The sequence below is a fragment of the Streptomyces sp. NPDC001902 genome (assembly GCF_042891295.1).
In the GTDB taxonomy this organism is placed as follows: domain Bacteria; phylum Actinomycetota; class Actinomycetes; order Streptomycetales; family Streptomycetaceae; genus Actinacidiphila.
On the sequence record NZ_JBIATA010000045.1, the window covers coordinates 44,187 to 56,174 of the forward strand.

10 protein-coding genes are annotated in these 11,988 nt (G+C 73.9%); 4 read left to right on the top strand and 6 right to left on the bottom strand.

Annotation, left to right across the window (positions count from 1 at the left end; translation table 11 throughout):
- Positions 1-21 precede the first annotated feature (21 nt).
- Together ACFYYN_RS41580 and ACFYYN_RS41585 are read right to left on the bottom strand one after the other, a co-directional pair.
- A complete protein-coding gene (locus ACFYYN_RS41580; protein ID WP_500549931.1) occupies positions 22-927 on the bottom strand; it encodes a LysR family transcriptional regulator in 906 nt (301 codons plus the stop codon).
- A gap of 80 nt (positions 928-1,007) precedes the next feature.
- The gene (locus ACFYYN_RS41585) at positions 1,008-1,442 is read right to left on the bottom strand and encodes a VOC family protein (protein ID WP_500549932.1); all 435 of its coding nucleotides are present in this window, start codon (positions 1,440-1,442) and stop codon (positions 1,008-1,010) included.
- A gap of 159 nt (positions 1,443-1,601) precedes the next feature.
- On the opposite strand from ACFYYN_RS41585, the gene ACFYYN_RS41590 reads away from it, so the two are divergent.
- On the top strand, positions 1,602-2,309 hold the full coding sequence (locus ACFYYN_RS41590) for a TMEM175 family protein (protein ID WP_500549933.1): 708 nt from the start codon (positions 1,602-1,604) through the stop codon (positions 2,307-2,309).
- 15 nt (positions 2,310-2,324) lie between these two features.
- Here the strand turns inward: ACFYYN_RS41590 and ACFYYN_RS41595 are convergent, their stop codons facing one another.
- Entirely contained in the window at positions 2,325-3,074 is a 750-nt protein-coding gene (locus ACFYYN_RS41595; RefSeq protein ID WP_500549934.1) for a DUF4232 domain-containing protein, read from the bottom strand.
- Positions 3,075-3,188: 114 nt separating this feature from the next.
- A complete protein-coding gene (locus tag ACFYYN_RS41600; protein ID WP_500549935.1) occupies positions 3,189-4,583 on the bottom strand; it encodes a serine/threonine-protein kinase in 1,395 nt (464 codons plus the stop codon).
- Positions 4,584-4,592: 9 nt separating this feature from the next.
- On the opposite strand from ACFYYN_RS41600, the gene ACFYYN_RS41605 reads away from it, so the two are divergent.
- Positions 4,593-5,180: an RNA polymerase sigma factor gene (locus tag ACFYYN_RS41605; RefSeq protein ID WP_500549936.1), complete on the top strand. Its 588-nt coding sequence runs from the start codon at positions 4,593-4,595 to the stop codon at positions 5,178-5,180.
- Between the two features lie 133 nt (positions 5,181-5,313).
- On the top strand, positions 5,314-9,120 hold the full coding sequence (locus tag ACFYYN_RS41610) for a Kelch repeat-containing protein (RefSeq protein ID WP_500549937.1): 3,807 nt from the start codon (positions 5,314-5,316) through the stop codon (positions 9,118-9,120).
- 58 nt (positions 9,121-9,178) lie between these two features.
- Here the strand turns inward: ACFYYN_RS41610 and ACFYYN_RS41615 are convergent, their stop codons facing one another.
- Positions 9,179-9,391 carry a hypothetical protein gene (locus tag ACFYYN_RS41615; RefSeq protein ID WP_500327631.1) on the bottom strand — a complete coding sequence of 71 codons (213 nt, stop codon included), beginning with the start codon at positions 9,389-9,391 and terminating at the stop codon, positions 9,179-9,181.
- A 249-nt stretch (positions 9,392-9,640) separates the two neighbouring features.
- Positions 9,641-11,077, bottom strand: coding sequence for an aldehyde dehydrogenase (locus ACFYYN_RS41620; protein ID WP_500549938.1), 1,437 nt, complete (start codon positions 11,075-11,077; stop codon positions 9,641-9,643).
- A gap of 210 nt (positions 11,078-11,287) precedes the next feature.
- Between ACFYYN_RS41620 and ACFYYN_RS41625 the strand changes: the two genes are divergently transcribed.
- Positions 11,288-11,902, top strand: coding sequence for a TetR/AcrR family transcriptional regulator (locus ACFYYN_RS41625; protein ID WP_500549939.1), 615 nt, complete (start codon positions 11,288-11,290; stop codon positions 11,900-11,902).
- Positions 11,903-11,988: the final 86 nt, after the last annotated feature.

Sequence of the window (11,988 nt, forward strand, 5' to 3'; positions counted from 1 at the left end):
CGACGGCGGGGCCCGGCGCGGCTAGGCGGTCGGGAGCGCGGCGGCGGTGTCCACCTTCGGGAGCCCCCGGCTGCGCAGGTCGGCGATGAACCGCCGGACCAGGGCGTCCGAGGGCGTCATCGTGAGGGCCACGATGTCGCGGTGGACGCGGGGCTCCAGCCGCCGGACCACCGCCGCGGGCCGGCCGGCCAGGGCCGACACCGGCACCAGGGTCACCCCCATGCCGGCTCCCGCGAGCTGGGCGGCGGTGCGCGGACTGCGCGTGCGCAGCACGGGACTCAGGGTCACCTGGTGCGAGGTGACGAACCGGTCCACCCAGACCGCCATCCCGTTGTCCGGGTCGTAGTGGACGAAGGGCTCGTCGGTGAGCTCCTTGACCGCGACCGACGCCCGCGAGGCGAAGGGATGACCGGGGAAGGTGACCACCACCATCTCCTCCCGCCCCAGCACCTCCGCGTGGGCCGTCGTCGCGGTGGGTTCCGGTCCCACCACCAGGTCGGTGGCGCCGTTCATCAGGTGCTCCACCATGCGGTCGGCGCTGCTGAACTCCGCCAGTTCCAGTCGGACCTCGGGCCGGCGCGAGCGCCAGCGGCGCAGTACCGGTACGAGGAGCCACGCGGTCATGGTCTCCGCACAGGCGATCCGCAGCCGCCCGCCGCTGCCCGCGCCGACCTGCCGTCCGATCCGGACGGCCCGGGTCGCGGCCGCCAGTGCGATCCGGGCCTCCTCGGCCGCGGCACGGCCGGCCGCCGTCACCCGCACACCGCGGGCCAGCCGCTCGACCACGGACGTGCCCAGTTCCCGCTCCAGCGCCGCGATCTGGTGGGAGAGCGCCGGCTGGGACATGTGCAGGGAGGCCGCCGCCCGGGTGACCGAACCCTCGTCGACCAGGGCCACCAGGCACTCCAGCGCCCGCAGTGTCGCCATGTCTAAAATCTATCCGAACTGTTCGAAACGTCCATAAGCCGAAAATCGCCCGGCTCTCCCTGCGGCGGTGCGCGCCGGCTTCACTCCGTCCGGTGGAAACCGCGCTCCTGCACCACCCAGGTGTTGCCGTCCGGGTCGGCGAAGTCGACGAAACCGGCGTGGTCACGGCGCTCGGGGTCCGGCCCGGGCCGGAAACCGCCCTTCCACCCGTCGCGGGGCCACTTGTGCCGGACCTCGCCGACCGCCACGCCCCGCTCGGCGAGATCCCGGCGGGCCCGCTCGACGTCACCGACGACCAGGTGGAGGTCGCGGAGCGACCCCGGGACGGCATCGGTGAGACCGGTCCCGATCTGCACCGAGCACGCCGATCCCGGCGGTGTCAGCTGTACGACGCGGAAGTCGTCGCCGGGCGCGTAGTCGACGTCGAGGGTGAAGCCTGCGCGCTCCGTGTAGAACACCGACGACCGGTCGACGTCGCTCACCGGCACGATGACGACCTCGAAGCTGTAGTCCATCGGTCCATCTTTGATCAGCGCTGCGGCACATCGCCACCGATGGGGCATGCGCAGCTCGAATGACCAGCGAAGAAAGCGAGAATCCCGCGCCGGCGCCCCCACGACCGACATGCTGTGCGGCCTCCGTCGCCGCCGTACCCCGGCGCCTAGGATCACACCATGGCAAATCCGCCGGATCGTGATGTTCCGTCAGGCCCGGTCGCCGGCGACGGCATGCGCCTGGCGGACACCAGCCGGGTCGAGGGCTTCAGCGACGCCGTCTTCGCCATCGTGATCACGCTGCTCGTCCTCGACCTCTACGATCCGGACCACGGCCCCGGCGAACTCGTGCCGGGGCTCGCCGGCAAGTGGCCGGCGTACGTGGCGTTCCTCGTCTCGTTCGTCTACGTCGGCGTCATCTGGCTCAACCACCACGGGCTCTTCCGTCTGATCCGCCGGATGGACGTCGGCCTGCTGTGGATCAACCTCGCCATCCTGTTCAGCGCCGTCATCGTGCCGTTCCCCACCGCGGTCCTCGGTGACGCGTTCGGCGATGCGGGGAACCCTCACGACCAGCGCGTCGCGGTCGTCCTGTACGCGCTGGTCGCGGCCGTCATGTCGGCGCCGTGGTGGGGGGTGTTCGGCTATCTGTGCGACCACCCGGAACTGCTCGAGCCCGGTGTGTCGCCCCGCTACCTCCGCTCGCAGCGGACCCGGCCGCTGACCGGCCTCGTCCTGTACGTGGTCTGCGGCATCGGCGGCTGGTTCATCGCCCCCGTGGTGGGGGTGGTGTGCATCGCCGTGGTGATCGTCTACCACGGCCTCACCAGCGAGGGCCTCCACGAAGGTCCCCTCGGCCGGCTCTTCGGGGCCGCCCGGCGGCGATGAGCCGCGCCGCCCCCGTCACGCAGGTCCGCTGCCCGGCTGGAAGGGCCCCAGGCGGGGCACGGACGCCTTGCCGGTGTTGGAGACCCTGCCGCCGGTCCACGGCACCTTCAGGGACGCCGTCTCGTCCGGAGGGGTGATGAGCACGGCCGCCGGGGTCACCGTGGTCACGCCCGTGATGGACGGGTTGGAGAAGGACATCGCCGACCAGGCACTGGCTCCCGGCGCGAGCGAGACCCGCCGTGCCGGCTGACCCGTGGCGCGTTCCGGGTCCACGGTCACCTGTTCCCCCGCGGCGTTGACGAAGGCGACGCCAGGGAAGCCGTAGACCGTGCAGGTGCGGGCGGAGCGGTTGGTGAGGACGACCGGGAAGTTCTCCTGGCCCGCGCCGGGGTCGTTGCGGCCGATCGACGCGCTGAGGTCCGAGGTGTGGCAGCGCCCGCCGGCCTGCGGCGGCGTGGAGACGGTGGGGGACGGCGGGTGCGCCGCGGGGGCGGAGCCGGCGGTGTCCTCGGCGGGCGTGGTGGAGGTCGGCGGCTCACTGCTCGTCAGGTCCCCGCTCGCCGGACCCGCCGAGCCGGGGAGGGTGTGCGGGGCGCTCGCGGTGCTGTTCCCGCCGCCGCCCCCACAGCCGGTCAGGGCCGCCGTCAGGACGAGCCCGCCCGCGAGCAGCGGGACGACTCTGCCACGGCCGGTGCGCCGGACGGACGGCGTCGCGCTCCGGTCGAGCCGCTCGATGGGCCTTGCCTCGTGCTGGGCCACGTGCATGTCTCTTTCCTCCTCGGCAGGGCGCCGCCGGGTGTCCTGTGCCGGGTCCGCATCCTGTACTCCTGGTGAGATGCACCGCGGGCGGCGGAAGTTCTCGGCGATCCGTGGCACCGCTCAACCGGTGATCCGCAGACCGCCGAGGACATCGTCGGTCAGGTCGGGGCCGCCGTCCTGCCGGATCTGCACGTACACCTGGGGCTGTGCGGCACCCGCCCGGGTGAGGCTGATCTCGTCGATCGAGCCGCCCTCCGCGCCGCAGCCGGTCCAGTGACGGACCCGCCCGCTCCATCCCGGCGACCCTTCGGTCCCGTAGCCGCGGCTGCCCCGGTAGCGGCAGCCGCCGTGCCGGATGGCACCCACCCGGGCGGTGAGGTCGCCCCGCTCGCTCAGCCCGACGAACACGCCGTCGACGCCGGAGCCCAGGTCCTGCCAGCTCCTCACGTCGCCGGCGACCAGGAGGGCCGGCTCATGGGTGTCGGGAAGGCCCAGCACCCCGGGGCTCCAGCCGCCGCGGACGAGTTCGCGGCCCCAGCCCGCGGGGACCTCCACCCGGATCCGGCCGGTGGCGTCGCTGACCGCCGTCGGCGGCACTTTCTGCGGCGCCCCGGAACGCGAGGCGGCGAGACCCGCGCCGGCGGCCGCGAGCGCCGCGGCGCACAGCGCGATCACCAGGGTCCGCCCACGCCGCCGGCGCGGCCGTCCTTCCTCGTGGCCGGCGGACCGGGCGGCCAGCGCCTCCAGTTCGTCGGCGAAGCGCGACGCGCTGGGCCAGCGCTTGCGCCGGTCCGGCTCCAGGGCGCGCAGCACCGCCCGCTCCACGGCCGCCGGGACGTCCGGGCGCAATCGGCCGGGCCGTACGACCTTGCCCGCGGGGCCGGGCACCGAGCCCGTGACCATGTGGTACAGCAGGGCCCCCAGGCCGTATACATCGGCGCGCACGTCGATGCCCCCGTCCGGGCGGGCCTGTTCGGGCGCCATGTAACCGGCCGAACCGGCGGCCATCGTCAGACCGGAGGCCTGGGCGAGCGCCTTCGCCAGGCCGAGGTCGGCCACGAGCACCCGCTCCTGACCCTCCCGCGCCCCGGTGATCAGCACATTGGACGGCTTGATGTCGCGGTGCACGGCGCCCGCCTCGTGCAGCGCCGCGACACCGCGGGCGGCCTCCGCCGTCAGCCGCAGCGCCTCGGCCAGGGCCGGCCGTCCCTGGCCGAGGAGGTCGTCCAGGGTGCCACCGTCGGCGTACTCCATCACGAAGTACGGCCGCTCGTCGGGCAGTTCCCCGATGTCGAAGACCTGCACCAGCCGGCTGGACGCGGCCTTGCGCAGCAGCCGGGCCTCGGCGAGGAAGCGCTCGCGCACGTCCAGGCGGTACGCCCAGTTCTCGGCCATCACCTTGACGGCGACGGGCGCGTCGAGCGAGTCGTCATGGGCCAGCCACACCATCGCGAACGCCCCCGAACCGACAGGTCGCACCAGCCGGTAGCGGCCGATCTGCTGAGGTGGGGGCATGTGCCTATCATGCACCGACCCCGAGAAGGACCGAGGAGGACCCCTGTGACGCCCGCCCAGGAGACGGAGGAGCTCGCCGCGCGGGCGGCGGCCGGGGACGCCGCGGCCCTGGAACTGCTCCTCGCGCGGATCCGGCCCGAGGTCATGCGCCGCTGCGGGCGCTTCCTGCCCCACCGGGAGGACGCCGAGGAGGCCGCCCAGGACGTGCTGTTCCAAGTCGCCCGCAGCATCGGCTCCTTCGAGGGGCGCAGCCTCTTCCACACCTGGCTGTACACGGTCGTCGCCAACTGCTCCCGCCAGAAGTACCGCGAACTCAAACGGCGCCGCGCCGAGCAGCCGCTCTCCGCCGCCGAGGCCGACACGCCCGACCCGCGCAGGACCAGCGTGGTCGCCGGGACCCGGCTCGACCTGCTGGAGGCCCTCGAGCGGCTGGAGGCCACCGGCCCCGAACTGGTCGCGCCGCTGGTGTACCGCGACATCTGCCAGATGGAGTACCGCGAGATCGAGGAGCGCCTCGGCATCCCGCTCGGGACGGTCAAGTCGCGGCTGCACAAGGCGCGCAGACAGGTCCGGCAGTGGCTGGTGGACACGGCCTGAGACGTCCGCGACCGCGGTTCGCGGGAAATTCCCCCGCCGGACCCGGAACTTCCGCCGGACTTCGCGCAACTCACCCATCCGGGGGCGGTGTGTGCCGCCGCCCGAGGATGCCGACAGGAGTTGCGATTTGTCCATGTTCCCGAGCCGTCCGCCCCACCGGCGCAGACGGTTGTCCCTCGGCGCCGGGCTGCTGAGCGCCGCCGTCCTCGCCGCGCTCGGCGTCCCCGCCCAGGCCCTGGCCGCAGAGGGCGGGCGGACCACGGCGCCGCCCGCGTCCGCGCAGCCGCCGGGGGGTCACGTCGAGTCGTTCTGCGGTACGCCCAAGCCGCACGAGTTCACCTGCTTCGGGCTGCGCCGCACCGACGTTCCCGCGCGCAAGGGCGCGCGGACGGCCGGGCAGGACCCGGAGGGCTTCGGGCCCGCCGACCTGCGCAGCGCCTACGGCCTGCCCGCCGACGGCGGGGCGGGCCGGACCATCGCCGTCGTCGACGCCTTCGACAACCCGAACGCCGAGGCCGACCTCGCCCTCTACCGGGCGCAGTACGGGCTGCCCGCCTGCACCACCGCCGACGGCTGCTTCACCAAGGTCGACCAGCGCGGCGGCACCCACTACCCGGACCCCGACCCCGGCTGGGCCGGGGAGATCTCCCTCGACCTGGACATGGTCTCCGCCGTCGCCCCGAACGCCCGGATCCTGCTCGTCGAAGCCGACTCCGCCGGCATCGACGACCTCGGTGCCGCCGTCGACCAGGCCGTGGCGCTCGGCGCGGGGTACGTCTCCAACTCCTACGGCTCCAACTACGCGTTCTTCCCCGAGGACCCGGGTGAGTCCGCGGCCGACGTCCACTACGACCACCCCGGTGTCGCCGTCGTCGCCTCGTCCGGGGACTCCCGCTACGGCGTCGCCTACCCGGCCGCGTCCCCCCACGTGACCGCGGTCGGCGGCACCACCCTCACCCGGGACGCCGGCGCCCCGCGCGGCTGGTCGGAGTCGGTGTGGAGCCACGACGGGGCCGGAACCGGCTCCGGTTGCTCCCGCTACGAGGCCAAGCCCGCCTTCCAGAAGGACACCGGCTGCCCGGGGCGCACGGTCGCCGACGTCTCGGCCGTGGCCGACCCGGCCACCGGTGTCGCCGTCTACGACAGCTACAGCGGCGGCGGCTGGGGCGTGGCGGGCGGCACCAGCGCCTCCGCGCCGATCATCGCCGGCGTCTACGCCACCGCCGACGCCCCGGTCGCCGGGACCTACCCCAACACCTACCCGTACGCCTCCGGCGGCGCCGGACTGCACGACGTCGCCTCCGGCGCCAACGGCCGGTGTTCCCCGGCGTACCTGTGCACCGCGGGCCCCGGCTACGACGGGCCCACCGGCCTGGGCACCCCCGACGGCACGGGGGCCTTCCGGATGGGGCCGCACGGCACCGTGACCGGCACGGTCACCGACCGGCGCAGTGGCGCGCCCGTGCCCGCGGCGGTGGTGACCGCGGGCATCTTCCGCGCCACCACCGACGCCCGCGGCCGCTACCGCCTGCCGCTGCCCGCCGGCCGGCACGACGTCCGGGTCGAGGCCTACGGCTACGCGCCCGGGCAGCCCGCGGCCGTCGACGTCACCGACGGCGCAGCGCTGCTCCGGGACGTCGGCCTGCGCAAACTGCCGACCCACCGGGTGACGGGCACCGTCACCGACGGGTCCGGGCACGGCTGGCCGCTCCATGCGAAGATCACCGTGGACGGCGTCCCGGGTGCCCCGGTCTGGTCCGACGCTTCCACCGGCGCGTACCGTCTCGACCTCCCCGGGAACCACACCTACACCCTCCGGGTCGTCAGTGACGACTCCCACTACCGGTCCCTGGTACGGCAGGTGACGGTGGGCTCTGCCGACCGCGGCCTGCGCCTGGCGCTGCCCGCGGACACCTGGGCGACCGGCAACCCCGCCTACCGTCTGACGGTGCGCACCCTCGACACGCAGCGCTTCGACTCCACGGCCGGGGCACCCGGGGGATGGAGCGTCGCCGACGCGCCCGGCACCGCCCACGGCTGGGCGTTCGACGATCCGGGCGGCCGCGGCAACACCACGGGAGGCTCCGGGGCCTTCGCCGTCGCGGACAACGACCACGCCGGCTGGGACACCGCACTGGACACCCAGCTGATCAGCCCCGCGTACGACTTCAGCGGCACCGGCGATCCCGCGCTGGCCTTCGCCACCGACTACCAGGGTTCCGCGGAACAGAGCGGCGACGTCGACGTCAGCGACGACGGCGGCAGGACCTGGACGACGGTGTGGCACCAGGACCAGCTGTGGAGCAGCGGCCGCGTCGACGTCCCGCTGACCGCCTACGCCGGCGAGCGCGCGGTGCGGCTGCGCTTCCACTTCACCGGGCCCGGCATGCTCTGGGCCGTCGACGACGTGACGGTCAGCCGGCGGATCCTCACCCCCGTCCGCGGGGGAGTGGTCACCGGCACGATCACCGACGCCAACACCGGACGGGGACTCGTCGGCGCGGTGGTGCGTGGCGGGGCCCACGGCCCCTCGGCGCCGACCACCGCCACCACCGGCGACCCGCGCACCGGTGACGGCCTCTACCGGCTGTTCGTCCCCGGTGGCGGCAGCCGCGCCGTCACTGTCGCCAAGCCCGCGTACCGGACGGCGTCCCGTACCGTGACCGTCCGGCCGGACCGGGCGGTCAAGGCCTCCTTCTCCCTCGCGGCGGGGCGGCTGTCGGTCGGCACCACCCGGATCGACACCACCACCGCACCCGGTGGCAAGGCGGCCCGGAAGGTGACCGTGCGCAACACCGGCACCGCCCCCGCCACGCTCCGCATCGGCGAACGCACCGGCACCGGCCCGGACTCCGGACCCCCGGCCACGGCCTGGCGCACCCTGCCGGACCTCCCCGTCCCGGTGATGGACAACGCGGTGGAGACCTACGGCGGCAGGCTCTACTCCGCCCTCGGCTCCGACGGCTCCACGCCCACCGCCGACCTGTACGTCCACGACCCGTCGGCGGGCACCTGGACCCGCGGCGCCACCGCGCCCGAGCCCCGGCAGGCCACCGCCCACGGGATCATCGACGGCCGCCTCTACGCGGTCGGCGGCTGGGGCCCGCAGGAGACGGTCAGCAGCACCCTGCAGGTCTACGACACGGCGCGGAACACCTGGGCACAGGGCCCGGCCGTTCCCCAGGGCCACTACGGTGCGGCGGGCGCCGTCCTCGACGGGCGGCTGTACGTCGTCGGCGGATGCACCAACACCGAGTGCGCGAACACCGTGTACGTCTTCGACCCGGCCGCCGGCAGGTGGGCCAGGGCCGCGGACTACCCGCAGTCGATCAGCTGGGCCTCGTGCGGCGCCATCAGCGGCAAGCTCTACTGCGCGGGCGGCACCCACGAGTACGTGGAGACGGCCGCGGCTTACGTCTACGACCCTGCCTCCGACGCCTGGCAGCCCCGCGCGGACATGCCCGTGGGCCTGGCCACCGCCGCCTACGCAGCTGCCGACGGGCGGCTCCTGGTGTCCGGAGGCTTCAAGCGGGTCGGCGTCAACAGGGTCCTCACCCCGGAGGGCTACGCCTACGACCCCGGCAGCGACACCTGGTCCGCGCTGCCCCGCACCACGACCGCCGTGTACCGCGGCGGCGGCGCCCCCGGCATGTACCGGGTGGGCGGCAGCGACCAGAGCCGCTTCCCCGTGCCGGTGGCCACCGTGGAGGAACTGCCGGGCTGGGACGGGACCGAGACGGACGTGGGCTGGCTGTCGGAGAGCCCGGTCCGTCTGACCCTGCGGCCCGGCGAGCGGGCGACGTTCACCGTCACGGCGGACGCCCGCGGGATCCGCGGGCCGGCGGACCGGGCGGCGTCCCTGGTGATGCGGAGCGACACACCGTACTGGCTCCCGCCGGTCCCGGTGTCCCTGCACGTCACGAAGGGGCGCACCCCGTAGGCCCCATCGCCGCGCCCCCGGGCGGACCGGAGTCCGTCCGGGGGCGCGGCGCCTGCTGCTAGACCCACCTGCAGGTGAGCCACTTCTCGTGGTCGTAGTGGTCCTGCGACGGGTACCGCTCCACGATGGGCACCACCTCGGTGGTGTCCTCGGGCCGGACGCGTTCGGGCAGGGCGCCGAAGCGGGCCTGGCGCGTCACCGCGCCGGTGTCAGCGGCCTTGGCCACCTTCACGACCTTGACGACCTTGACGGCCTTCTGCGTGTTCGGCATGCCGGTCCTCTCTCTGGCGGTGTCGTCCTCAGAAGACCTGGAGGAAACACCCGCAGGCGATGGTGACGACGGCCACGGCCACCGTGGCCACTTTCATGACGCTGAGCACTTTCACGGAACCCTCCGGTGGGGGATCGGCGGAGTCGGGCACCACCGCGGCTGCTGCCGACGTTCGCACAGGCGATCGTCACCTGTCAAGGAGGTGACGATCGTCGGGCCTGTGAGGTCCACCGCGCCATGGCGCGGGCATCACGGCTGGTAGACGGAGTGCAACTCCTGGTACGCCTGGAGCCCCTCCGGGCCCAGCTCCCGGCCGAGGCCGCTGGCCTTCACGCCCCCGTACGGGGAGGCGAGGTCGGGCACGTAACCGTTGATCCCCACCGTGCCGCTGCGGATCCGCCGGGCGACGCGCGTGCCGTGCTCGGGATCGGCGGTCCAGACCGTGCCCGCGAGGCCGTACGCGGAGTCGTTGGCGAGTCCGACCGCCTCGTCCTCTCCGTCGTACGGCGTGATCGACAGGACCGGCCCGAAGATCTCCTCCTGGGCGATGACCGAGGCGTTGTCGACGTCGGCGAAGACGGTCGGCTGGACGAACCAGCCCCGGTCGAGATCGGCCGGCCGCCCGCCGCCCGTCGTCAGCCGGGCGCCCTCGCCAAGTCCCCTGGCGATGTAGCCCTCCACGCGGTCGCGCTGTCCGGCGCTGACGAGCGGGCCGATCTGCGTGGTGCGGTCCAGGGCGTCGCCCACGACGGCACCGCCCGCCATCGCCGTGCAGAACTCGACCACCTCGCCGTAGCGGTCGGCGGGGGCCAGGATCCTCGTACTGGCGAAGCAGGTCTGGCCGTTGTTCAGCAGGCCGGCCATGAAGAACGGCTCGGTCAGCGAGCCCAGGTCGGCGTCGTCGAGGACGACCGCGGCGGACTTGCCGCCCAGTTCCAGCGTCACCGGGCGCATCAGCGACGCGCACGCGACCGCGACCTGCCGTCCCGCCGCCGTCGACCCCGTGAACGACACCTTGTCGACCCCGGGGTGGGAGACCAGGTACGCGCCCACGCCGGGACCGCCGGGCACGATGTTGACGACCCCGTCGGGGAGGCCCGCCTCCTCGATCGCGTCCGCCAGGACCATCGAGTCGAGCACGGTCTCCGGCGCCGGCTTGAGCACCAGGGTGCAGCCGGCGGCCAGCGCGGGCGCGATCTTGAAGAAGGCGATGGTCTGCGGGAAGTTCCAGGTCATGATCGCGGCGACCACCCCCACGGGTTCCCTGCGGACCAGGGTGCTGCCGCCGGGCAGCCCGGCGCGGCGTTCCTCGAGGGGCGCCCCGGTGGCGAGGCCCGCGTAGTAGCGCAGCAGGGCGGCCGGGACCGTCCCCTCGAAGGGCTCGGCCGTGGAGATCGGCATGCCGTTCTGCGCGCTGACCGTGCTCGCAGTCAGGCGGCTCCGGGCCTCGAGCGCGTCGGCGAGCCGCAGCATGACCGAGGCGCGGCGCTCGGGCTCCCACCGGGGCCATCCGCCGGGGGCGTCGAAGGCGGCACGGGCCGCCCGCACGGCGTCGTCCACGTCCGCGTCCACGGCCTCGGGCACCGAGCCCAGGTGCACGCCGGTGCTGGCGGACGCGGCGGTGATCGTCCGGCTACCGGCTGGTGTCGTCCACTGCCCCCCGATGAACAGGCGTTTCACATCCATGATGGGTACTTCTTCCGGCTGCGGCCGGGCCGTGTTCACCCGGCTTCGGATGATTCGGCGCGGCGGGAAGCCGGCGTGCGTCCGTCCAGTCGGCCGTCGGGCGGCCGGTGGTGGCTTCCGCCGCGTGGGAAGCGTTCTTTTCGCGACTGATGGCCGAGAATACTCCTATCTGATGGCATCTGCCCTCAGATGCCGATCGGGGGTGACCGTATGAGGAAGTACGGCGGCATGACCGCCGAGGAGCGCGTCGCGGCACGGCGCCGCCGCATCATGGACGCGGCCATCGAGCTGTTCTCCACCCAGGGCTACGGCGGGACCTCGATGCGCGCGGTGCTCCGCCACTGCCACCTGCCCGACCGCTACTTCACGGAGAGCTTCGCCTCCCTCGACGAACTGCTCGCCGCGATCCTCGAGGAGATCCAGCAGGACGAGGCCGCGAGGTGCCGGGCGGCCCTCGCCACGGGCGGTACGCGCCGCGACCGGGCACGCGGCATGCTCGACGTCCTGGCCGGCGGCGTGGTCGACGACCCGCGCAAGGGCCGGATCAAGCTGGTCGAGTCACTCGCCGGCGGACCGCTCGCCGCCGCCGAACGACGCCGCGGCCTGCGCCGGCTCGCCTCGCTGGTGGAGTCCCTGCTCCGCGAGGACTGGGCAGCCCAGGGCACCGACGTGACCGCGATGGCCATGGCCGTGGTCGGTGGGGTCAACCAGATCCTGCTCAACTGGGTGGACGGCGGCCTCGCCTTCTCCCGCGAGGACTTCGTCGACCAGGCGCTCCACTTCTTCGACGCCGTCGCCGCGTTCGGCGCCGGCCCGCCGGCCTAGGTGTTCTGTCCGGGGAGGTTGTGGACGGGTGATGTAGGTCTCGGTTGAGGGATCTTGAAATGGGTGAGGGCCTTCTGGCCTGGTGT

Coding starts and splice junctions, on each gene's coding strand:
- ACFYYN_RS41620 (WP_500549938.1), bottom strand. CDS start 11,077: ATGGATGTGAAACGCCTGTTCATCGGGGGGCAGTGGACGACACCAGCC.
- ACFYYN_RS41610 (WP_500549937.1), top strand. CDS start 5,314: ATGTTCCCGAGCCGTCCGCCCCACCGGCGCAGACGGTTGTCCCTCGGC.
- ACFYYN_RS41585 (WP_500549932.1), bottom strand. CDS start 1,442: ATGGACTACAGCTTCGAGGTCGTCATCGTGCCGGTGAGCGACGTCGAC.
- ACFYYN_RS41625 (WP_500549939.1), top strand. CDS start 11,288: ATGAGGAAGTACGGCGGCATGACCGCCGAGGAGCGCGTCGCGGCACGG.
- ACFYYN_RS41595 (WP_500549934.1), bottom strand. CDS start 3,074: ATGCACGTGGCCCAGCACGAGGCAAGGCCCATCGAGCGGCTCGACCGG.
- ACFYYN_RS41605 (WP_500549936.1), top strand. CDS start 4,593: ATGCACCGACCCCGAGAAGGACCGAGGAGGACCCCTGTGACGCCCGCC.
- ACFYYN_RS41600 (WP_500549935.1), bottom strand. CDS start 4,583: ATGCCCCCACCTCAGCAGATCGGCCGCTACCGGCTGGTGCGACCTGTC.
- ACFYYN_RS41590 (WP_500549933.1), top strand. CDS start 1,602: ATGGCAAATCCGCCGGATCGTGATGTTCCGTCAGGCCCGGTCGCCGGC.
- ACFYYN_RS41580 (WP_500549931.1), bottom strand. CDS start 927: ATGGCGACACTGCGGGCGCTGGAGTGCCTGGTGGCCCTGGTCGACGAG.
- ACFYYN_RS41615 (WP_500327631.1), bottom strand. CDS start 9,391: ATGCCGAACACGCAGAAGGCCGTCAAGGTCGTCAAGGTCGTGAAGGTG.